Raw genomic sequence first — 23,009 nt, 5'->3', positions numbered from 1 at the left:
TTTAAAAAATTAAGTCTAAATAAAGTACCTTGATATAAATTTTGTTGTCGCCCTTTTCCCAAACGTCAACCACACCGTCTTTCTGAGGTCTTGAACCTCTTGTGTAATCCTGTCCGATATTCATGACATTCAGGAAAATGTATTCATCACCAACACTATTTACTTTGAAAGCAGTTTTTTCAGATTTCCCGTCACCGGAATTTTTGATAGCATTTGTAAGAAGTCTCAATTGCGAAAGATGATGCGAAAAATTGCTTATATCTTTGGTCTGATCATAGGCTCGAAGCAGAATAAGAATAACATCAAGATTGGTGGGATCTTTTGCGTAAAGAATCTTCCCAAGTCTTATGCATTCTGCAAAATTATTGTTTTTGAAAGCTTCGGCCAGACTTTTGAACTCATCGCCAGTCTGGGAAACTTTATCTTTTATGAAATTTCTTCCGTAGTACAAATGCTGCGCTTCTATACTGTCGAGAGACTTTGGAAGTCCTTTAAATTTAAATATAAGCTTTTCTGAATTGTAAGGTGAGCCGGAATTGCTGAGGTTTTTCTCAATACTTTTCAAATCTAGCTTTGTCTTTTGGCTAAATCCAAAAAACGGAAGAACAAGCAGAAAAAAGAGTATTCTGTAATTCATTAATCTTCTTTTTCTGATGCTTCGTCTTCGTCATTATCAAAATATTCGAAAAGAAAATCGTTGTATGGGAATCTTGAGATGTGAATTTTCATCACCTCATCGTAGATCAGCCTTTTCATTTCAGGGAAGTTTTCTTTCTTTAAAGCAGAAATGAAGACTGCGGGATGCTTAGATTTGTTCATCCAGGTTCTTTTCCATTCTTCAAGAGAAACATTTTTGTTTGAACCCGGTGTAAGATCGTCTTCGTCTTTTTTCTCGTAGCTGAAGTCATCAATTTTGTTGAAAACCATGATCATCGGTTTTTGATGCGCATTGATTTCCATCAAAATCTGGTTTACTGATTCGATATGATCTTCAAAACTTTCGTGCGAAATATCTACCACATGAATCAAAAGATCTGCTTCTCTTACCTCATCCAAAGTAGATTTGAAAGATTCTACCAACTGAGTCGGCAATTTTCTGATAAATCCAACGGTATCGGTCAAAAGGAAAGGTAAATTTCCGATCACCACTTTTCTTACGGTCGTATCAAGTGTTGCAAAAAGTTTATTTTCAGCAAAAACTTCAGATTTAGAGATCGCATTCATCAGTGTAGACTTTCCTACATTGGTATAACCCACCAATGCCACACGAACAACCTTTCCGCGGTTGTTTCGCTGAGTTGCCATTTGTTTGTCAATGACTTTCAGTTTATCTTTTAATAATGAGATTCTGTCACGGATGATCCTTCTGTCGGTTTCGATTTCCGTTTCACCGGGACCACGCATCCCGATTCCCCCTTTCTGTCTTTCAAGGTGGGTCCACATTCTGGTTAGTCGCGGAAGAAGATATTGATACTGAGCCAATTCTACCTGAGTTCTTGCGTAAGAAGTCTGCGCTCGTTGTGCAAAAATATCAAGAATAAGATTGGTCCTGTCGAGAATTTTTACTTCAATTTCTTTTTCAAGATTTTTTAGCTGAGAAGGAGACAATTCATCATCAAAAATAATGGTTCCTATCTCGTTTTCTTTTACATATTCTTTTATTTCCTGAGCTTTTCCGCTTCCTACAAAAGTCTTGGAATCCGGCTGAGTTAAATTCTGAGTAAAACGTCTGTCAACCGTAGCACCTGCTGTGAAGGCTAAAAACTCCAGCTCATCCATGTATTCCTGCAACTTTTCCGCATTTTGATTTTGGGTGACAACGCCCACCAAAACTGCCTTTTCGTAATTATGTTGTTTCTTTTCTAGCATTAAATTCTATATAATTTATAAGATTTACAAGATAACATTTTTAATTAATAAATGCAAACCGCTCTCCAAATACAGTTGTTTTCCCCTTTTATTTCTAGTCCTTTTCCTCTGGTTTACCTCTTTCGTCTGCTCTTACCTTTACACCGTAAAAATCTCAGTGACAGATCATAACATAAAACATTTATTAACCAGAAATTATCTTAATATGAAAAGAATTTTTATCTACAGCTTCTTTTTGATTTTTTTCTCGGTGTCGGAAGCCAATGCACAAAAAGCACTTCTCGCAACAGGATCAAACGCAACAGGAGGCAACGGCTCTGTTTCTTACAGTCTAGGACAGATTGATTTTACCAGCAAAGGTACCAACAATCAAATCATGGAAGGCGTACAACAAGCCTACGAAATTATTACGCTATCCACGACAGAAACTCAAGGCTCAGACAAGAAAGACATTTTATTGTATCCGAATCCATTCAAAGATTTTTTATTTGTGGATTTCACTACAAACGACTACCGAAATTCTGAATTTCAACTATTTGATTCTTCCGGGAAACTTTTGAAAGAGGATAAAATAAAAGAAACAAAATCAGAATTTAATTTTTCAGAGCTTCCTTCTGCGATGTACATCATCAGAATCAATCAGAACGGAAAAAACATTAAAACATTTAAAATCATTAAAAAATAATCATCATGAAAAAAATTTTACTCACCGTAGGAATGTTGCTTGGCTTTCACTTAGTTTCAGCCCAGGCTCCGGAAAAAATGAGTTACCAGGCTGTAATGAGAAATACATCCGGACAATTGCTTGCCAATCAGAATATAGGAGTGAAAGTAAGTGTACTGCAAGGCTCACCCGCCGGGACAGTTGTTTATTCTGAAAGATTAACAGGAACAACAAACGTAAACGGACTCATCAGTCTGGAAATCGGAACCGGAACTGTACTTTCAGGAACATATTCTACAATTAACTGGCCTTCAGGAAACTTTTATTTAAAAACAGAAACAGATCCTACAGGCGGAACATCTTATACAATTACAGGAACAAGCCAACTATTAAGTGTACCTTATGCGATGTATGCAAAGTCATCAGGAAGTTCAGGAGGCAGTTTTACTTTACCTTATGCAGCAACTGTTAATAATGCTTCAAATCTTTTCACCATAACAAATGATGGTGACGGAACTTCTCTTGAAGGAAACAACAATACCACAACTTCAAGTATTGCAGCAGTAAGAGGAATTGTTACCAATGTAGCTCCGGGAGGATTTTCTTCAGGTGTCAGAGGAATCAACAATGGTACCGGAGGTTTGGGCGTTGGTGTTTGGGGAAGCCAAAATGGAAGCGGATGGGGTGTCTACGGAGTTACTCCCAACGGACTAGGAGTCTATGGAAACTCTTCAGGATCAGGATATGGTGTTTATGCTAACAGCAATACCGGAACAGGGTTAAATGCAACAAGTACAAATGGTATTGCTGCCAATATTTCAATCTCAAATAATGCCAATTCCAACACTGTTCTTACAGCAAGTACTTTAGGAAACGGAAATGTCATTAATGTTTCATCTTCAGGTTCCGGAGCGGGCGTGGTGAGCAATACAGGAACCGGCTTTGCCATCCACGGAATTACTACCGCACAAAGTTCTGCCGGAGTTATCGCCGATAATAACGGCGCTGGTGAAGCAGTGGTAGGCAGAAATACCAGTGATATTGCAGGAGCTGTAGTAGGAAGAAATGACGGTGGAGGATATGGTGTTCATGGGTTTCTTGCCACCAATACCACCGGAACAGGGATAGGGGTGTATGGAAGAGTAGGGGTGAGCGGAAGCACTGGCAGAGCGGGAAGATTTCAAAATTTCAATACTGCAAATGACAGAAATACTTTTGAAGTAGAATCAAACAGCACAGGAAATATACCCGATAATACACAAGGAAATGTTGCCTCTTTTTTATCTAATAATACCAATAGCGTAAGTGCCGCAGTAAGAGGAGAAACCAAAACAATATTTGGAAATTTCGGTGCAGCAGGTGTTTTCGGTGTTTCATCAGGAACAGGAGGTTTTGGCGGATTATTTTATTCTTCAAACGCCACTGGAAACGGACGAGCTTTAGTTGCTCTTACCGACGGAAACGGCGATGCAATTGTAGCCAATGCGGGCAAAGACGGTGATGCAATCGAGGCAAATGTTGACGGAGCAGGACGTGCAATCTACGGTTGGGTTCCTACCTTCAGCACAGGTAAAGCTGCAGAATTTAAAAATTTCAACACGGCAAATACATCTACAGCACTTTCTTCAACAACATTAGGAAACGGTATTGCAGGAGACTTTTTTGTAGATAATACAAATGGAACTTCTCCGGCAGTCAAAGGAAAAGTAAATTCTCAGTTCGCCAACTTCGGAACCGCGGGTGTTTATGGTGAATCTGCAGGAACAGGAGGTTTTGGAGGTTTATTTTATGCAAGTAACGCTTCAGGAAACGGACCTGCATTAATTGCTCTTGCCAACGGAAACGGAAACGGGATCACTGCCAATGCAAAAAACTCCGGTGACGGTGTGGAAGCAACGGTAGATGGAACTGGTAGCGCAATCTACGGCTGGGTTCCTAATTTCGGAACGGGTCGTGCAGCCTATTTCAGAAATTTCAATACTGCAAATTCTCAGGCAGTAGTATCTGTGACTAATGCAGGAACAGGAACGGGAGTTTTTGTAAATCATACCGGAGCTTCAGGAAACCTCGCAGTTTTTCAAAGTGCAAGTGCCAATGTTGCCAGAATCAATAAAACAGGAACAGGTTTCTTTAACGGCGGTACACAAAATAGCGGTGCCGACTTAGCCGAAGCATTTGACGTAGAAGGAAATATTTCTGAATATGAAATGGGTGATGTTTTAGTAATCTCCACTTCAAGCGACAGAGCGGTAGAAAAATCATCAAAACCCTATTCTACATTAGTTTCAGGAGTGTATGCTACAAAACCGGGAGTTCTTTTGACTGAAGAAAATGTAGACGCTGATTTGTCAGGGAAAGTTCCGATGGGTGTGATTGGTGTTATCCCAACGAAAGTATGCCTTGAAGGAGGAAAAATCAAAAGAGGCGATCTTTTGGTAACCTCATCAAAAGCCGGAGTTGCCATGAAAGCCAATCCTAAAAAAGTAAAAATAGGACAGGTGCTCGGAAAAGCGCTTCAGGACTATGACCAAAACTCAATCGGAAAAATAAAAGTATTTGTTAACATTAAATAAAATTATCATGAAATCATTATATATCATCCCATTTTTACTTTTAAGTGTAACTTTTTACGCGCAGGAAAAAAAATCTCCAGAACTTCAGGATCAGGAACAGGTTTTGAAAGATGCCAAAGCATTTGAAAAGAAAATGCAGACACAAAACGAAGTCAATTTCCCTAAAAAAGAAAAAGAAAAGCAAAACGTTTTAGCATCCGAACAGGGTCTGGAAATGAAGCAAGAAACTCAGAAAACCGGGAAGCAAAGTAACAATCAGGATAAATTATTACCCAATACGGCAAGTTTTGATGAAATTTTAGCCACAATTCCCAACAGACAAAATGCAAGAAAAGCTAACGTTTCTGCAAATCAAGCTGTAAAAGTTCAGGGTTTGCCCAATACCGCGACTTTAGAGGAAATAAAAAAAACGATTCCTAAAAATTAAACTGATAACCATTTAAAAAAGGAAGTCCGCAAATAGTTTTTGTGGACTTCTTGATTTTTATCTTGAAAATTTAATCCCAATCTGCAGCAATAAATTTCATTTGATTTCCATTGTCGTCAGAAAGTGTCAATCGATGTCCTTCGATCAAATAATTTTTCATGTTGCCGATTTTTTTCATAAAAGCATTTTCGAGTTCCATATTTTTACAGATCATTTCTGTGCTTTCAATTTCTGAAATTTTCATTTTGCTGTTATTTTTTAATTCGGCTGTAAAGAAAATTTGGTTGCAACCCATTGTTGCAGTTCCTTTTATCTGATTGCCTGTTTTTTCTCCTGTCAAATTAATTTCAGCTTTGTTTTCAATGAGTTGTTGTTTAGAAAATTGATCAAACGAAATCATCATCCATTCTCTCTGAAAATATTGGTTATTAACCTTTGATGCTGAACAATTTAAAGCCATTGTGAAAATGAAAGCAGAAAAAAGACTTAAAATAATATTTTTCATACCACTCAGCCACCCATTTTCATACCAATAACCGATGGATTATCGTAAAAATTAGTAAATTAGCCCCACAATAATTATTTTAAAAATGAAAAGAATATTTTTACTATTCACTTTCTTGTTAGGTTTTGCTCAAATGAGAGCAGACGAAGGGATGTGGCTCTTGATGCTCATCAAAAGGCTTAACGGTGTTGATATGCAGAAAGAAGGTCTGCACCTTACGCCTGAAGAGATCTATTCTGTGAACAATTCAAGTCTTAAAGATGCTATCGTAAGCTTCGGAGGATTTTGTACAGGAGAGATCGTATCAGACAAAGGTTTGATCTTTACCAATCACCACTGTGGTTATGGTGCAGTTGCAGCAGCCTCTACACCGGCAAAGGATTACCTTAAAAACGGTTTCTGGGCGATGAAAGAAAAAGATGAGTTTAATGCAAAAGATCTTTACGTAAGATTTTTGGTGAGAATGGATGACGCATCGCAAAGAATCAATTCTAAACTTAATAACAATATGACTGCAGCTGAAAGAAAAGCTGTAATCGATGCTGAAACAAAAGCAATTCAGACAGAAAATTCTGAAAACGGAAAATATACTGTTGTCGTAAGAGATTTCTTCAACGGAAATGAATTCTATTATTTTGTTTATCAGGACTATAAAGACATCAGATTAGTAGGTGCGCCACCATCAGCTTTAGGTAAATATGGTGGAGATACAGATAACTGGGAATGGCCACGACATACTGCAGACTTCACGGTTTTCAGAGTATACGCAGATGCAGCAGGAAATCCTTCTGAATATAAGCCAACCAACGTGCCTTTGAAACCTAAACATTTTTTACCGGTTTCACTTAAAGGAATCAAGCCTGGTGATTTCTCCATGATCTTGGGTTATCCGGGAAGAACAAACCGTTACCTGACTTCTTACGGAATCAACCAAATGGTTTCTAAAGATTATCCGGCTTGGGTAGAAACTTCTAAAATGGCAATGGATGTGATGAAAAAGTATATGGATAAAGACAAAACCACTCAGTTAGGTTATGCTTCTCAATATGCTTCTGTAGCCAATTATTGGAAAAACAGACAAGGAACAATTGACGCTGTTGAAAAAAACGGAACCATTGCAGACAAACAAAATATCGAAAGAACGTTCAGACAGTGGGCTTCTCAGCCGGGTAACGAAATGTATGATGGTGTTCTAGAACAGATCGCAACATATTACAAACAGGTTACTGACAGAAATGTTGAAAGAAATTATGCTTCTTTATTAACAAGAAATGCCAAATATCTCGCTTTGGCTTACCAATTGGCTCCTGCTCTTGATGCTTATGCAAAACAGGATATGGCAGGAAGACTTGCTATGAAACCTAAAGTAGAAGCAGCGATTAAAGATGCTTATGACAACATCAATCCTGAATTGGAAGGAGAAATGCTTAATTCTTTGGTAAACCTTTACAAAACAAGAGTAAAAGCTGATGTTGCTTCACCAACAATTATGGCTTTAGATGCTAATAACTTGTCAACTGTTGCATTCTCTTCATTATTTGCAAACAAAACATCGGTAACGAACTACGTGCTAAACCCAGACCGTTTAAAATTAGATGCAGATCCGTTGCTAAAAATAGCAAGAGGTATTGCAGAAGATCAGAGAGTATCTGGCGAAAGATTTGTAAAAATCGATGATAATTTTGCTAAAAACAACCGTCTTTTCTTAGCTGGTTTAATGAAAGCAATGCCGGAGAAAAAATTCTATCCGGATGCAAACTCTACCATGAGATTGACGTACGGACAGATTGACACTTTACCAATCAGAGAAGACAGAAATTATTTTGGTGTTACTGATAACTACTACACAACTATGGAAGGTTTGGTAGGTAAATATAAAGCGGGTGACGAAGAATTTGATCTTCCGCAAAGAGTAATTGCTCTTCAGAATGCTAAAGATTATGGTCAGTATGCTGATAAAGCAGGTTATCTTCCGGTAAACTTCCTGTCAAACAACGATATTACAGGTGGAAACTCAGGTTCTCCGGTAATCGACGGTAACGGAAACCTTATCGGTATCGCATTCGATGGAAACAGTGAAGCTCTTAGCGGTGATATTGTTTTCGAAGATAAATGGCAGAAAACAATCAGTGTAGATATCCGTTTTGTTCTTTGGACAATCGACAAATATGCGGGTGCAAGAAGATTGGTCGATGAGTTGACATTAGTAAGAGATGAAAATACTCCAGCTGATACAGGTGCATCTAAAATCAAAACTGCAACACCTGCAAAAAAGAAAAAGAAATAATTTTTCTAAATCATATTTAAAAACCGTGGAATTTATTTCACGGTTTTTTATTTTTGATAATTCAACTCCCGATTATAAATATTACGCTAAAGAGCAATTGAATTAAATTAAACTTCATGGCTGATTTCTTTTTTTTGATATTTTTACGACTTCATTATTCAATTCTAATATATAAACAAAAAGGGGGGCAACTCAGCCTCCGGTTCTTTTTTCTGTGGTTCTTGAGTTTTTCCAATGGTTTCTGCTGCCTCTTTTTCAAATTTTATCAATCCTACATTCAACCCCGTTATCAATTGACGTTCTAAATGTTTTGATAGTTCTAAAGCCATTAAAGTTATTAACCAATTTGGACCAACTGCAAGGTTTTTAGCAACTTCTATTACTTTTTTCGTTCATTGCATCCTATCTTTATTTCCCCAAACCAAATCATACTTTTCACAGATATAATTTCCGCCTTTTTGCTCAATTTTCTGCTCCTTCGCCACAGCCGGAGATTTCTCTTCAGGTTTCTATACAGTTGGTGTTTTGTCTTTGGTGGCAATTCCTTTACTTTCTCCCCAATCCCATAGTTCTTTTCCCTTCTCTGTTATTATTTCTCCAATTCCCTTTTCCTCTTTTTTGCTGGCAGGTTTACTTTCAGCAGGTGAACCTTTAGCTTTTGGAATAGCTGCAGGTTTTGATGGTGATTTCGTAGAAGTAGGAGGAGTTTGTGGTTTAGGTTGTGGCTTTTGTGTTTGTGGAAAAGGATTGTTTATCTCTATATTATCTGTTGCATGCTTTTTATTAACATAATATTCTACCGTCACATAAAACTTTAACTGCTTAGGATCGGCTTCTCCCAATGCTGCTTTTAGGCAGTAGAGTTTCAATCACCTATAATAAAGTTTCAAAACCCTATATCAATTTATTTAGAAACAATAACGTCTAAATCTAATTTTTCAAGGCTTGAATCTACCAAAATCTCCTTAGTTTGCCATTCATTATTTCCTGTCTTCGCACTAATACCAAAATTTGCTATGAATATTTTTTTAACGAGAAATATGTCCCTTTCATAAAATACAGGAATTACAACTTTCCGAAAAACTTTTTGATATTGATCAACATATTCAAACTTCAAATTAAATATTTGTTTATTTTTTACATTTGTATCGATATCAAACGAATCGCAGTTAAAGATTTTAGTAAATAATGGTTTATGAGATTGTTCAATTTCAAGAGTATAAGCGGAATTATTTTTTTTAATGATTAATAAATCAGAAATACCATCTTTATTAAAATCTACTTCATATTTTTTACTATTGGAATTATTTTCAATATCATTTTCCGATTCTTCCATATTTTCTTTAGGCAACAAAAAAAACTTGCTACATTGCGGAGAATCACAACCTAATATCATTGTTTTTTTACCATCAAAAAGAGAAACATAAGACCCTCCGTTTAATTGTAAATCATATTTTTTTCCTTTATAAAAATAATTTTTAATCTCAATATTACACGGTGTAATAGGATAAGAAAAATGCCATTCATTCTCGTCTATTTCTGAAGATAATTTTAAAATTTCTTCTACGTCCCACTTATTTAAATTCCAATTATCTCCTTCTTGAATTTTTTGTCCTGTTGAAAGAAGATTACTCGTACATTTTGCATAATAAACATCATTTTTAGTAATTTCTTTTTTTATGGTCTCCTTCTGTTTATTGTTTTCACTCTGCCCATTACAACTTATAATTATGAGTAAAAACAAAAATTTAAAAAATTTCATAACTTATTTTAAATATGGTTCAATTGCTTTTATGATATATTTATTTTCTCTTTTATGGTTCAAAAATCATTACATATCTAATCCAATTATCAAATTTTCATCAATCTATATTTTTCTGCTGCTTTAATTCTATTTTCAGTTTATCAATTTCTTCATATATATTTTCTTTCTTTCCAAGGTAGAAAATACATATAAAGAGCCATGTGTTGAGAAATAGTTTTTCCCTCAAACGAATCTCCATAACTAGCATTTTTATAAAAAGTATATACTGCGTTTAAAGATTTTATTCTTTTATATGGATAGCTCCAATCTGATTCCAATTCATTTTCAGGAACTATTTGAGAAAAATCAAGAACATCATTACATGTTTCCCATATTTCTAAATTAGATTTTGAAATAGTATTATCAATTATTTTAGACTCTCTTTCAAAAAAGGAAGGTTGAAAAAAATCTTCTTGATAACTATAGTTTCCAATAATGCTTTCAATTGTCAATTTCGTTTTTTCAGAAAGTACATCCTTGGAGTTTATTCCATTTCTTAAATAATCATATAGAAGAATATAAAGGTATTTATTATAGGGTGAAATTATTTGTTTTTCATTCTTGGAAAAATCCCACGTTTGTAAGGTTTTGCCGTTATCCAAAAAAGAAACTATATATTCTCTATTATTTTCCTCAGTTTTAATTTTATCATAGTTTTCAAAATTAAGAATATCTATAATTTGAAATTTTTCTTTATCATCATTTGAAAGAAATTTTTCGAGACTGAAAACAAATTGATTTGTACCATTTCTCTGATAGATTGAGTATGTGATGCTGTCATTTGCGATAACTTCAGAAGAATAAATAAATGTATAATCATTTAATTCATCTCCGGAGTAAAATATTTTACCCTTATAAAGTTCATCATTTAATTTTTTGTTTTCTGTTATATGTGAATCAATATTTTGGGGTAATTTGATGTGATTACTATTTTGCCTTTTGCACCCGACTATAAATATTATGCTAAAGAGCAATTGAATTAAATTAAACTTCATGGCTGATTTTCTTTTTTTGGTTTTTTTACGACTTCATTATTCAATTCTGATATATGGATAAAAGGGTCAACTCTGCCTCCAGTTCTTTCTTTTGTGGTTCTAACCTCAAAATGTAAATGCACTTGATTTGGTTTCAGTGCTGCGGCTGAAGAGCCTGTTTTTCCACTTTTTCCAATTTTATCTACTGCTTTAACTTTAGTTGGATTTCCAGAACTGTCTTTACCTTTTATTGAAACTTCACTTAAATGCGCATAAAAAAACCAGTATGTTTTGCCATTATACTCTCCTTTGATATTAATGCAATTTCCATAAGTTTCAGATACATATATCTCATTTATTTCCCCATCAACACAAGCATATACTTGAGTAGGTTGAGGAGCATACAAATCAATTCCATCATGTTTTCCTTTAGTTCTTCCTGCAATATTGCTAGCATGAATGCTTCTCTCCGGAGCCCATATTGCATACCAACCCCTTAATTGAGGGTTTTTTATTGGATGATGCCATTCTATTTTACTTGAAGAATTGCCATCAATATAAGTAGGTGTTGACTCTGATTCACATTCTTCTGATTGAGCTTTATTTTCCGATTTTACTCCAAGATAATTAATTATTCCTTCTGCTATTACAGTCCCAATTTTTTCTGCATTCGCTTTACAAAAATTAACATTTGTTTCAGTCATATTTCTATGTTCAATTAGGATTGCCGCATTTTCTGCTGAATCAGGATCCCTTAAAACACCAACAGATCTTGCCCTATAATCAGGATATGTAGCAGGATAAGGTCTTATTTTCCTTCCATCATTAAAAATTTTTGCAAGTTCCACTTTTAAACATTCTAAAAGTTTTTGCGAATTTTTATAATATTGTTCTGATGCTCCCGTACTTGTATTCCCTTTTTCATCCTTTAAAATTTTTGGATGATACATCAATAATATATCATTACTTGAATTTGCAGAATTAAAATGGTGGCTAACTAAAACTTTTGCTTTGTTATTTTTAAAAATATTTACTCTATATGCTACTTGACCAACATTATTTATTTCGGCAGAAGTCAAATATTTTGTACGAGTCCTTACAGTATTGACTCCTTTGGTTTTAAGAATATTTGCTGTATTTGTTTCAATGGTTAATGCCATATCTGCCTCATTTATATCTGTTCCAGGTGCCCCACTTTCACCTATCCCATGCCCTGCATCAGTAACCACTACTGCATCAGAATCAGTTTTACTATCTGCATTATTCTTTTTTCCTTTTCTAAAAATTTCCGGCAATCCTTTTGTGAAAAATGGCTGTACGGACAAAGCTATTTCTGATTTATATAGCTTCTCATCTTTATTAATGTCCATTCCGGAATTTTTAGCATATTTATCAATTCTTTTCTGTTTTACAGAATCACTGTCAGTTGATAGTCCAATCTGATCTCTATACTTTTCAGTTCCAAAAACAATGTGTTCAGGTTGTCCACTTGAGACAGGAAATAAAACTTGTAAATAAAAATCTACAAAGTCTAATTTTTCCCTTTCTGATCTTCAAAATATTTTTTCACATAATCTAACTGATCTTCTGCTTTCATCTGAGCAAATTCTTTAATTCTAGGAAGATTATGAAGTTTTGCATCTTTAGAATTGAAATAATTAGGAACAGTTTCCATAGTTGCCTTATGACCAAAATATATATCAACTTTATCGGGCATAAATTGAATAAGTCCAGTCGCACCTGAACCTGCTCTATTTGGGACATCTGGCTTAAAGGTTTCTCCGGTTTCCCACGCAAAAACAGCCATTAGATTATTAGCCATATTTTTAAAGTCATCTGGCCATAACTCTTTTGCAATAGCAACTACTTTTTTTCTAAATTTACAACTTACTTTATTTCCCCAAATTAAATTGTATTGTTCACATTCACATACAGAATTTGTTTTTGGTAATTCAATACTTTCTTTCTTAGCAGCAGACTTTTTATCTATTGGTTGTTGAGTAGGTTTTTGTTCTTTTTTAATTGTTCCCTTACTTTCCCACCAATCCCATAGTTCTTTTCCCTTTTCTATCACTATTTCTCCTATTCCTTTTTCCTCTTTTTTGCTTGCAGGTTTACTTTCAGCAGGTGAACCTTTGGCTTTTGGAATAGTTGCAGGTTTTGACGGTGGTTTTGTAGAAGCAGAAGAAGTTTGTGGTTTTGGCTTTTGTGTTTGTGGAAAAGGATTGTTTATCTCTATATTATCTGTTGCATGCTTTTTATTAACATAATATTCTACCGTTACATAAAACTCATGATTTTTACCCTCGTCCTTATCTCCTTTCATTGTATGTTTATTAGCAATGCTTTTTAGAATGCTTTCAAAGAACTTCTTAATAATAAAGACTATATTTTTCCATTTCAGCATCTAAAGATTCATCCAAATAATATAGAGAATCGAGTTTAATATTTCCATTAGGAGTGATGCTACTTTCTGTATAGGAAATTATGTCTACAGATTTATTATTAGATAAAAGAAAATACTTTATCTGCCAAATTTTATTGCTTTTTTCATCAAAATAAGACATACAATTATATTGTCCAAAACCATCATTTGAAATATTTCTGTAAAAGTCTAAAGAATCTATTCTTTCATTGTTTTTATAAACATATAAATTGATTTTAATTTTTGTAGAATTATTTATATTTTCTTTAATTAATTTAAGCGAAATATTTTCAATTTTTATTGATTTTAAAACACCTTCATTAAAACTTGAAAATTGTTTAGAATATGTTCTATTCTGCTTTTCCAAAATAGAATATCCCTCTTCAGAAGCTATTGCTCTGAAATAATTTTTCTTTTTTAAGGATGAATCGCCTAAAAAAAAAAGAAGAATTATTTAATAGGATTTCATGTGATAACCTTTCTTGCTTACAACATAATCCTAATGCTAGGAAAAAGAAAACAAAACAAGAAAATAATATATTTTTCATTTTAATAACAAAAATTTAATTTTATTAATTTATAATTCTTATATTTCCATTTTATCCATATGTTAACATTTTTATAGTTTTCAATATAGTCACAATTGGTTTTTGGAACAGATTGAATTAGCATTGAATCATTATTTATTCTAATTGTTTTATACCAATATTCTTTTTCATCTTTATTTATATTCTCTACGTCGGATGTCAATTGAATAAAAGCCGATTTAATATAATCATCCCAATTTAAAAAATTGAATTTTAGTTCTTTTTTGGCTATCAACTTTTTTTCTCTATTAATATAAATAATCAAATATTCTTTATCTACATCAGGTAATTCTGCATCAAAACTGAATATTTGAAACTCAGAATCAGGAATAACTTCTCTTGCAATAATTTTTGAAGGAAAAACTATCTCATAGGAATCTTCTTTAAAATCGATAGTTCCAAAAATTGTTTTGTCAGAGTTCAATATTGTCATTTTATTATTTATATACAATTGTATTACTCCTTTTCCTCGCATAATATTTTCGGTATAAAAACTAATGCCTTTAAACTCTGAAGTTTGCATATTTAGAGAATCTATAGGACAATCTTCTAAGATGTCAAGTGGATTTTGTGATTTTAAAACCATACTCGAGTTGGCTGGTTTTGGTTCATTTAATAATTCCAGTTCTGTATTTTTCTTACAAGAAGAAAAAAAAACGATGATAAAAACGATATATAATAATTTCATGACTTATGCTTTTACTTCTTTGAATTTTGGCTTATAGCCTTCTTTTCTTATATGCAAATGATGATGATGATCTGCCATAGGTGTAGAATTTTTTAAAATGAATGATTTTCTATTGAGTGTTATAGTCACACTATAAAACTTTGAATAGCCAAATTTTATTAATGCATCAATAAATTTTTCCTCCCTATTCACATCCAAATCATTTGGACGATCGTTAATATACAAGTTATTTCCGGTTTTATCTTTTCTTAAATATCTAAAATCAAAAGAAACGCCATTAACGTGTGTAACACTTGGTGCTCCAGTTCCATCTTCAGACGTAGAACCATTGAAATTAAAATCTGAGTAACCACATTCTGCGACAGCTCCTAACATGGAAGCAAAGGCTGTAGGATTAATATATTCTCTGTCGGTATTATCCCCAATTTTTATAATGATCCCATCTTTTTGATAATTAATTGGAACGGGGACTTTAATTAACTCCGCTTTACCCTCTCCTTTTTGAAAATAACGTGTTTTTCCAGCTGTTCTTTTTTCCCATCCAGGTCCTCCATCGATTTTAGATCCCTGTAGCCAATTTTGGGTTGTGTGCATATCTACGGTACAGATGTCATGTTCTTTATTATTTTTATCATGATAAACATATTTGTAATTTTTTTCATAACCCGCTTTAATCTTCTTTGGAATATGTTTTTCAATATTACCATCATGATATATATGAAATGTAATTATATCTTTGGCATTTACTGGCATACTTTTACCCCCATGATAATAATCATACTTGAAAATAAAATTTCTTAAATGATCATATGCTGCTTTTCTTTCTTCCCAACCATTTGGCATTTTTGTTTTTTCATTTCTTCCATTTAGTAAAGCTGAAATAAGCTCTATATATTTGTCTCCATATAACGCTAACTGATTCAGGGATTTTCCTGCTGTTTCTTCACCCCATCTTTTTACAGCTTGAGAATTTTTGTCCGAAGGCATTTTTTTAAATTCACTCCATGTCCAACATCCGGAATCAACTGTTAAATGTAAATTTTCCGCTATTTTTTCAGGCTTTGCTACTAAGTTTTTATTTTCCTTAGCATCATATTTTTCATAGCAGCTTCTTTTGTTAGTTGCAATAATCCATGACCTCTCCACGGATCATAACTTAAATCTGTTCCACCTTCTCTAGCCTTTGAAAAGGCTCCGGTCTCTACACAAGCATGGGCTAAAAAGTGCATTTTCTGAGAACAGGTTTTAATATTATAATGATTGAAGTTTGCATTAAGCTCTTTAACAAAGCCTGCTAAGCTTTTATCATCCATTTTGGGAGTTGTCTGCTTATACCATAGATTAACAGTATCTTTATGGCCAGTTAAAATTCTAAGTTGCTTAATTATATTTGCAACCTCTTTATCTTCGAATTCTCTATTACAAAAACATTCACCTTTTTGCGGTTCCTGCTTTGGCAACTTCTTCACTTTCGCCGTAGCTTTCTTATATTCAGGAGATTTGTATTCTTCTAGAACTTCTACTTTTAGACTTGTAGACTCTTTTGAAATATCTGAAAATATAATCTCTGCGAATAGCTCCTGATGGTCTGTCCACTCTGCTCTGTATTCCCCGCTGTCGGGATTTTTAGGGTCATTTCCTATTTCACCAATTTGCTGACGATCTTTGGTCAATGCGAACGTTACCCATTGAGTATCATACTTAATAACATGATCGCCTTCATACAAAAGATCGTGTTCTCCAATAGTATCATCTTCCCATATTTTTAACTTATAGGGTTTCCCTATGGCATTTTTACTCAGGATTTCAACGATAATGGTTTCTCCAAATTTAGGAGTCGTTGCAAATTTTTTACCCGCTCTATTCTTGAAACTGACATCAATAATTCTACCTTCTTTGTCTGATTGATTATTTTTGCCTATAGCAGGTTTATTATTTGGAAGTGACTTTTTATAGGAAGTTTTAGCAGGAGCAGGCTTAGCAGCTGGTTTTGTAGGATTAGGATTCGCAACATCTACATTTACCTGACTCGAATTCTTAATTTTTCCGGAATAACTTGCCGTTACATAATACTCATGGTTTTTACCCTCGTCCTTATCTCCTTTCATTGTATGTTTATTAGCAATGCTTTTCAGAATACTTTCATGTGAAAGTAATTTTATCTGCACCTCGGCGATGCCTTTTTCATTTACTTTTGCAGGAAACGGAATATTGTATCTGTTATGTTCATTAATTGTGGGATTATGTCCTCCTTTTGGTGCATCATCCTCCCATAAATGAAATTCAACCGTCTGATTAAACATTGCCGTACAATATGCCCTTGCTGTTAAGGTATCTCTATAATGCGCTTTGTTGACATCGCTTGCACCTCCGTTAAATAAAACGACACGCTCTATCTGTGGTATCTTTTTGCTGCTGGGAACAATAAAAAGTTCTGCAAATAGTTTTGCATCGAATTTTTTTGTTAGCACATTTTTCGTGGCTTTATATACTTGTATTTTGAACTGTATTCCCAAAAAAGTTTCTCCAAATTTGTAAGAAACATTTTTACCTTTTTTAGGTCCCTCTTTTTTGGTTATATTAAGCCAAGTTCCGTTTTTCTGCTTGCGAAAGAGATACCAGAGATATTGGGTATCATTATTGAGTAAAGAGCCTATCTGAAAATCGCTGATCTGGTAATATTCTTCAACACCAACAACAGGATTTTGTTTTCCTATAATCATAATCTGTTTTTTTTAGTTATTGGTTTTTATTCATAATCGTATAGATAAGTTTCGTCATTTTCCTCTTGGAACTCTCCGAAATCCATCACCGGATTATAAACCTGCTGTTCTCTTGCATCTGCTTTTTTCACATTACTCTTCCCCGCTTCACTCTGCTGACCATGTTTGAAAATTGTAATCTTTCCTCCGGTACTGCACATCAATTCAGAGATTTCTGTGACACAGCTTTTGTCCATAACCTTTACTTTTTCATAGGTTTTGGTCCATTTTCCTACGGGTGCATAAGCACAGGGAAGATAGCCTCCGGATGAAGGTTTTAGTTTGCATTGCCCAAAAGGTTGTGCAGGAGGATCTAGTTGGGTGTCATCTTCCGTTACGGCAAGATAATCGGCTTTTCCATCTGCATCGTTCCAATAATGTTTTTGATGACTGGTTACTTTAAATTTAGGAAATTTAAAACCCTGATTGCATTGGCACATTCCTTTCTGAACAACGAAATATTTTCCGTCGTGTTCACTAGAACCACTTTCAGATTGTTGCTCCTTTTTCTTGTCCTCTTTTTTGTCTTCCTCTTGAGATTCTTCTTCCTGATTATCTTCGGAAGATTCTTCTATTTCTTCCGCTTCATCGTCATAACCGTTCATAGGATCGGTTACTTCATCGTCTTCTTTAAGGTATTTAGAGTCTTCAGGAATCAGAAGCTCTTTACCGGGAACTACCTCATGTCCCAACAGATCATCCAATGGGCAATAGATATTATGATATGAACGGAGGGTTTGCCCGTCTTTCACACCGAATTGCTGTGCAATAGAGTTTAAAGAATCTCCTTTTTGTACTGTATATTTTTTCATCAGAATGTGTTTTATTCTTCTACTAAAGTACTGAATTTTTTAAATTCTTTTTCTTGTTTTTTTTCTACAAGTGTCAATATATGTTTACTATATATTTCGTCTTCGTGCCATAAAGTGACTTCGGCATAGGTATGCAAAAGCTGTTTGGTTTTCTTATCTGTAATGTACTTGATCTGAATTTTTCCTGACACCTTTTCTTCCCGTATTTCTTCAAACCTATTACCTTTAATGAGTTCCTGAAGGCTGCAATCATCAACACTATTTCCATGAATGGTCGTCTCAACCGCATCCGGGTTATCGTGATTATATTCAATCTCAAATGTACATTTTAGGGGAAATGAATTTGGGATAAAATAAAAATTCTCTTGCCATTCTTTTTTTCTGCGAAACCAATCCATTTCCGTGAATAAAACCTGATATAATAGCGTGGAAGAAAATACTTTTAATAAATATGCTTCATTTGTAATACAGACATGAAATTTATCAAAATAAGATGTAGCCACTTCTCCAACAAAAAAGTCCTCCAAATCAGATCTTTTGCTTTCGAATTTTTTAATTATTGATTTATGGTCATAGAAGCCTTTTATTTTTCCCTGTGCAGGAATTAAAAACGAAATAGGGGATATGCTTTCCATACAGGCAAGCGAGAGCAAACTTATTTTATCATCGGAATCTTGATTATTTTTCTTGAAATCGGTATTTTTTAATTCTGCTACAAATCCTTTATCTATTGTTTCACGAAGCTTAACAGAAATTGAATAGTTAATTTCCATATCTTCTTTATTATACTGCTCAAATCGTTCAATAACTTCATAGTTTGAAGCATAGAATTTAGGAGTCAGATAAACTGAGGGGAGATTTTGGGTTTGTACTATTTCTTTTTGGTTTTCTTTGATTTCCTTAATTTTTTCGGAAGGAGGAATTAAAATTTCGTGAATCCCATTAAGATTATGCCCAATGAGATTTTTCAAATCGCAATAGGTATTGTGATAACGTTTCAATGCTTCCGCAGAAATGCCTAATTTCTCCGAAACAGACTCAAGGGTGTCTCCGCTTTTTACCGGATATGTGGATATGCTGATGTTCATATTTTCTTTGCTCTTCTACTTTTCACAAATTCTGTTTTTTTTCATAAATTACATTATACGACCGTATTCAAAAGGTATATTGAAATTGATATTAGATCCTTTTTCGGGTCTTACAGGCTTATCCTAACTTATATTTCCTTTAAACTCTTTTATACAAGTGATTTTTAAAAAATGGTTTGTTGCCTAGTAAATGCTGGCGGATAAACAAAGAAATACTAAAAAGTTAATAGCATTTATTGATAATAGTATCAATTCTTGTAGATCTGCTTCCATTTGTAGATAATCCTTTATAATATAACTCTCCAATAAATTTTGATGAATCATTCTTGCATCTAATAAAAAAAACTTTTGCAATATTATAATCTTCTATATCTTCTAGTTCATTACTTGAAAAGCCTCCTGGATCAGGGAGATGATTTAAAAAATATTTCGTGTCTGAATTGTCTGAATAAAAATGAATTGATGAATCACTTGGGATTTTAGGATTTTTTACTATAAAATTAACTAGTTGTTTTTGTAGTAAAAAGTCCTCCTTAGGAGGATTTTTTACTACAAAAAATCCTTTAATAACTTTAGATTCTACGAACTCTATTTTTTTTTCTTTACAAGAAATTAAAAAAAAACACATTATGAGCAAAACTATTATTTTTTTCATTTGTTAAAATTTAGGACTTGTCCAAATATCTGTTTGTATTTTTTCATTTAATTCTTTTGCATTTTCTTTCCTTTGCTTTTCGCGTTCCGCATCTAATTCTGCCTTTCCTTTCTGCAGATTTCCTGTAAATTCTTTAGTAATATTAATTACACCTACCAACAATCGTATCCGGTCTGTAATAGCTACCATATTTACTGTTAAAATATCTTAAAATTCCTACTTTTTTTGTAGTGTCCTTTTTGCATTTTGCGAAATAAAAAGAGGCAATTCCATCTTCATCCCGATAACGATATAATTCTTCACTAGAAAATCCGCCTGGATCTTCTCGATTTGTTAGAAAATATTTTGTATTAGTTGAGTAATTATATAATTCCACTTCTTGCTTCTTATTATTTTTCAAAAAATCTATAATGATATTTTTTGCAATTGAATCGTTTTGTGGCAAATTTTCAATCAAAATAAGATTATTATACACTTTAGATTGAATAAATTTTGCTTTCTTTTCTTGACAAGAAAGAAAGAATATTATTAATATAGAAAGAGAAATTTTTTTCATATATCTATAATTTAGGACTATTCCATATTTCTTGTTGGGTTTTTTCTATCAATTCTTCTTCTTCTATTTTATCCAATATTCAGAATTATAGAAAATTCTTTAGTAATATTAATTACATTTGTATATCAATGTATCCGATTTATTTTGACCATTTATATATCCTCTCAAACCATAAAAATGAAATTTCCCAACCAATTGTGTAGAATCATTTTCACATTTTGATATTAAATAATATGCAAGTTCATCTTCTGGATAGTCATTTAACTCATGATTTGAAACCCCTCCAGAAATATCCTCTCTGTTTTTTAAAAAAAACTTTGTATCAGTTGTATATCTATAAAAACTAAAATAAGTAATACTTTTATCATATTTTTTATAATTCTTTAATATAAAATATGAAATCTGATTTTTTATTAAAGAATCCTCTTCTGGAAGATTCTTTAATAAAATTAAATTTCCTATGGGCTCTGATTTTATAAACTCTATTTTTTTTTCTTCACAAGAAAAAAAAATAACAGAAATTAATAATAGTAAAAACAAATTCTTCATAAAATTAAAATTTAGGGCTATTCCATATTTCTTGCTGGGTTTTTTCTATCAACTCTTCTTTTCGTCTTTGTTCTTCTGCTGCTCTTCGCGCTTCTATTTGATCTAATCCTATATTCAGATTTCCAGAAAATTCTTTTGTGAAATTCATTCTGGTTAGTAATGGTTTGTATCCCCATAAATGCTGTAAAACAAACCAAGCACGGAAACCTGCTAAAATAGCATAAACTTTACCTTGGCTTAGTATTATATCTACATCTGGTATATCCAATCCAAAGTGATCCCAAAGAGTAACCTCATATTTTGCAGTATAATCATCTCCATTGAACTTAACATCTTTTAAAATTACTTCAGTTGCCCAAATGTCGTTTAGAGCAATAGTTTCCCCTCTAAATATATTCCAATTTTTTTTCCAAGTATATGCAGGACTTCCAAAATTTTTCCTTGCTTCTATTCTGTTTCCTTTATTTACATTAGAGAAAACAATCCTATCTCCTATTTTTTTTCCAAAATATGGCTCTTTATCTTCAGCCTTTTCTAGTTTAGAAAAATTTGTTTTCAATTGCTCTGCAATATAATCTTCCACATTTTGACAATAAGATGATGTTGCAGGATTCGCGAGAATAGCATCTGTTAAATCACTATTTTCATAAATTCCACCTTTATTCTGTTTCATCTTATCAACCATCATTAATATATTTGCTTCTAGTTTTCCTGAAGAGAATATATCTTGCACCATATCTTTAAATTTATTCCATAATAATCCTTCATCATCAATACTAATTGCTCCTCGCATTATAAATAATTCATTTATTTTTTCTTTAGAATAAATAGCTTTTACGTTTTTATTTCTAACTTTTCTTAATCCATTTCTTTCTTCTGTTGGAGTGGGAAATTGGGGTCTGTAAACGGTTGTATTATCTGCTTCTAATTTGTAATCTTCCTGCTTTTTATTAATTATTACTACATCTTCTATTTCCTCAGGTTCCATGAGGATATAATCTTCTGCATCTGCAAATAGAGCGTGTTTAGAAAAATCAAAACCAAAAGTGGTATACTCTTCTTTATATTTTGATAGTTTATCAGCAGAATATATAAGCTTTTTATGAGGTTGACCTGTCCCATAGGTCATATCATCGGCAATATTAGAACCGTCTGGTTTCAAGCCAGGCATTTTGTAACGGTCTATAACCAAAGTTCCCAATTGCAGATAATCATGAAAATTATAAGGGAGTCCCACATGTTCGGTTGCTCCTTTGTTTACATAAGAACAGCGAAAATAAAGTTCAAAAATTTTGTCCTGATCTAACCATTGAGTCCATCTTTCAAGAGTATCATCAGTAGAAAAATGAATAATTACTTTATTCTCATTATTTACTTTTTCCCAAGTGTAGGGCTTTTTAGTAGTTGAGTGGATTAGGGGAATTGGGTCATCTGCTTTCACTACATCATTCCCAAAAGTTTTCAAGTCGCTATCATATAATGCAAAGTAAATCACATCACCAGGTTTTGCATACGTTTTATCCATCTCTATATGAAAACGTAACAATTGACCATAGACAGCTCTTTTTATGGGTTCATCTTTATGGTTTGTCCACCAACCTTTTACAAAATATTTTCCTGCTTTCGGTTCTTTTTCTGGAGTACCATGATTAGTAACTTTTGCCTTAAAGCCATTATTATCTCCAGCGGTCATTGTTAGATTTTTATAAAATCCTTCAAAATTACCTTCTACCTCTGTACTGGATTTTTGGATAGCTACTCTCGTAATTTTTCCACCTGCCATA

At 33.3% G+C, this 23,009-nt stretch carries 24 protein-coding genes; 4 read left to right on the top strand and 20 right to left on the bottom strand.

The features are described 5' to 3' along the window. Position 1: 1 nt before the first annotated feature. Both AC4FQ5_RS02990 and hflX read right to left on the bottom strand, forming a co-directional pair. Positions 2–637 carry a DUF4919 domain-containing protein gene (locus AC4FQ5_RS02990; RefSeq protein WP_491141019.1) on the bottom strand — a complete coding sequence of 212 codons (636 nt, stop codon included), beginning with the start codon at positions 635–637 and terminating at the stop codon, positions 2–4. Next, positions 637–1,869: a GTPase HflX gene (gene hflX / locus AC4FQ5_RS02985; RefSeq protein WP_491141018.1), complete on the bottom strand. Its 1,233-nt coding sequence runs from the start codon at positions 1,867–1,869 to the stop codon at positions 637–639. The genes AC4FQ5_RS02990 and hflX overlap by 1 nt, the downstream gene beginning before the upstream one ends. Before the next feature lie 205 nt (positions 1,870–2,074). On the opposite strand from hflX, the gene AC4FQ5_RS02980 reads away from it, so the two are divergent. From AC4FQ5_RS02980 to AC4FQ5_RS02970, 3 genes are read left to right on the top strand one after another with little or no spacing between them, the layout of a single operon-like run. Next, entirely contained in the window at positions 2,075–2,554 is a 480-nt protein-coding gene (locus AC4FQ5_RS02980) for a T9SS type A sorting domain-containing protein (protein ID WP_491141017.1), read from the top strand. A 5-nt stretch (positions 2,555–2,559) separates the two neighbouring features. Next, complete coding sequence (locus AC4FQ5_RS02975) at positions 2,560–5,106, top strand: beta strand repeat-containing protein (RefSeq protein ID WP_491141016.1); 2,547 nt, start codon at positions 2,560–2,562, stop codon at positions 5,104–5,106. 7 nt (positions 5,107–5,113) lie between these two features. After that, positions 5,114–5,533 carry a hypothetical protein gene (locus tag AC4FQ5_RS02970; protein ID WP_491141015.1) on the top strand — a complete coding sequence of 140 codons (420 nt, stop codon included), beginning with the start codon at positions 5,114–5,116 and terminating at the stop codon, positions 5,531–5,533. A gap of 70 nt (positions 5,534–5,603) precedes the next feature. Here the strand turns inward: AC4FQ5_RS02970 and AC4FQ5_RS02965 are convergent, their stop codons facing one another. Continuing rightward, positions 5,604–6,038 (bottom strand): META domain-containing protein, encoded by a 435-nt coding sequence (locus tag AC4FQ5_RS02965; RefSeq protein ID WP_491141014.1) that lies wholly within the window; start codon positions 6,036–6,038, stop codon positions 5,604–5,606. An 85-nt stretch (positions 6,039–6,123) separates the two neighbouring features. On the opposite strand from AC4FQ5_RS02965, the gene AC4FQ5_RS02960 reads away from it, so the two are divergent. Next, the gene (locus AC4FQ5_RS02960) at positions 6,124–8,325 is read left to right on the top strand and encodes a S46 family peptidase (RefSeq protein ID WP_491141013.1); all 2,202 of its coding nucleotides are present in this window, start codon (positions 6,124–6,126) and stop codon (positions 8,323–8,325) included. A 164-nt stretch (positions 8,326–8,489) separates the two neighbouring features. Here the strand turns inward: AC4FQ5_RS02960 and AC4FQ5_RS02955 are convergent, their stop codons facing one another. The 17 genes from AC4FQ5_RS02955 to AC4FQ5_RS02875 form a co-directional block, all read right to left on the bottom strand. Next, on the bottom strand, positions 8,490–8,654 hold the full coding sequence (locus AC4FQ5_RS02955) for a hypothetical protein (protein WP_491141012.1): 165 nt from the start codon (positions 8,652–8,654) through the stop codon (positions 8,490–8,492). Between the two features lie 180 nt (positions 8,655–8,834). Beyond that, on the bottom strand, positions 8,835–9,194 hold the full coding sequence (locus tag AC4FQ5_RS02950; protein ID WP_491141011.1) for a hypothetical protein: 360 nt from the start codon (positions 9,192–9,194) through the stop codon (positions 8,835–8,837). Positions 9,195–9,229: 35 nt separating this feature from the next. Then, positions 9,230–10,087 (bottom strand): hypothetical protein, encoded by an 858-nt coding sequence (locus tag AC4FQ5_RS02945; protein ID WP_491141010.1) that lies wholly within the window; start codon positions 10,085–10,087, stop codon positions 9,230–9,232. A gap of 152 nt (positions 10,088–10,239) precedes the next feature. Next, positions 10,240–11,124, bottom strand: coding sequence for a hypothetical protein (locus AC4FQ5_RS02940; protein WP_491141009.1), 885 nt, complete (start codon positions 11,122–11,124; stop codon positions 10,240–10,242). Beyond that, positions 11,121–12,473: a peptidoglycan DD-metalloendopeptidase family protein gene (locus tag AC4FQ5_RS02935; protein ID WP_491141008.1), complete on the bottom strand. Its 1,353-nt coding sequence runs from the start codon at positions 12,471–12,473 to the stop codon at positions 11,121–11,123. Before AC4FQ5_RS02935 ends, AC4FQ5_RS02940 begins: the two co-directional genes overlap by 4 nt. A gap of 161 nt (positions 12,474–12,634) precedes the next feature. After that, entirely contained in the window at positions 12,635–13,429 is a 795-nt protein-coding gene (locus AC4FQ5_RS02930) for a hypothetical protein (protein ID WP_491141007.1), read from the bottom strand. Positions 13,430–13,475: 46 nt separating this feature from the next. Continuing rightward, positions 13,476–13,895 carry a hypothetical protein gene (locus AC4FQ5_RS02925; RefSeq protein WP_491141006.1) on the bottom strand — a complete coding sequence of 140 codons (420 nt, stop codon included), beginning with the start codon at positions 13,893–13,895 and terminating at the stop codon, positions 13,476–13,478. Positions 13,896–14,077: 182 nt separating this feature from the next. Further along, positions 14,078–14,803 carry a hypothetical protein gene (locus AC4FQ5_RS02920; protein ID WP_491141005.1) on the bottom strand — a complete coding sequence of 242 codons (726 nt, stop codon included), beginning with the start codon at positions 14,801–14,803 and terminating at the stop codon, positions 14,078–14,080. Positions 14,804–14,806: 3 nt separating this feature from the next. Then, the gene (locus AC4FQ5_RS02915) at positions 14,807–15,949 is read right to left on the bottom strand and encodes a hypothetical protein (protein WP_491141004.1); all 1,143 of its coding nucleotides are present in this window, start codon (positions 15,947–15,949) and stop codon (positions 14,807–14,809) included. Continuing rightward, the gene (locus AC4FQ5_RS02910) at positions 15,871–17,526 is read right to left on the bottom strand and encodes a hypothetical protein (protein ID WP_491141003.1); all 1,656 of its coding nucleotides are present in this window, start codon (positions 17,524–17,526) and stop codon (positions 15,871–15,873) included. The genes AC4FQ5_RS02915 and AC4FQ5_RS02910 overlap by 79 nt, the downstream gene beginning before the upstream one ends. A 26-nt stretch (positions 17,527–17,552) precedes the next feature. Beyond that, entirely contained in the window at positions 17,553–18,377 is an 825-nt protein-coding gene (locus tag AC4FQ5_RS02905; RefSeq protein ID WP_491141002.1) for a DUF4280 and LysM peptidoglycan-binding domain-containing protein, read from the bottom strand. Between the two features lie 11 nt (positions 18,378–18,388). Next, a complete protein-coding gene (locus AC4FQ5_RS02900; protein ID WP_491141001.1) occupies positions 18,389–19,348 on the bottom strand; it encodes a hypothetical protein in 960 nt (319 codons plus the stop codon). A 340-nt stretch (positions 19,349–19,688) separates the two neighbouring features. Next, positions 19,689–20,120: a hypothetical protein gene (locus tag AC4FQ5_RS02895; RefSeq protein WP_491141000.1), complete on the bottom strand. Its 432-nt coding sequence runs from the start codon at positions 20,118–20,120 to the stop codon at positions 19,689–19,691. A gap of 3 nt (positions 20,121–20,123) precedes the next feature. After that, complete coding sequence (locus tag AC4FQ5_RS02890; RefSeq protein WP_491140999.1) at positions 20,124–20,309, bottom strand: hypothetical protein; 186 nt, start codon at positions 20,307–20,309, stop codon at positions 20,124–20,126. Next, on the bottom strand, positions 20,263–20,676 hold the full coding sequence (locus AC4FQ5_RS02885; RefSeq protein ID WP_491140998.1) for a hypothetical protein: 414 nt from the start codon (positions 20,674–20,676) through the stop codon (positions 20,263–20,265). Before AC4FQ5_RS02885 ends, AC4FQ5_RS02890 begins: the two co-directional genes overlap by 47 nt. Before the next feature lie 108 nt (positions 20,677–20,784). After that, positions 20,785–21,225, bottom strand: a complete 441-nt coding sequence (locus AC4FQ5_RS02880) for a hypothetical protein (RefSeq protein ID WP_491140997.1) — start codon at positions 21,223–21,225, stop codon at positions 20,785–20,787. A 4-nt stretch (positions 21,226–21,229) separates the two neighbouring features. Then, positions 21,230–23,008: a DUF3289 family protein gene (locus AC4FQ5_RS02875; protein WP_491140996.1), complete on the bottom strand. Its 1,779-nt coding sequence runs from the start codon at positions 23,006–23,008 to the stop codon at positions 21,230–21,232. Position 23,009 lies beyond the last annotated feature (1 nt).

The sequence above is a fragment of the Chryseobacterium sp. DT-167 genome (assembly GCF_058310155.1).
The sequence above is the reverse complement of the archived record's forward strand: the minus strand, read 5'-3'. Positions and strand labels throughout refer to the sequence as shown.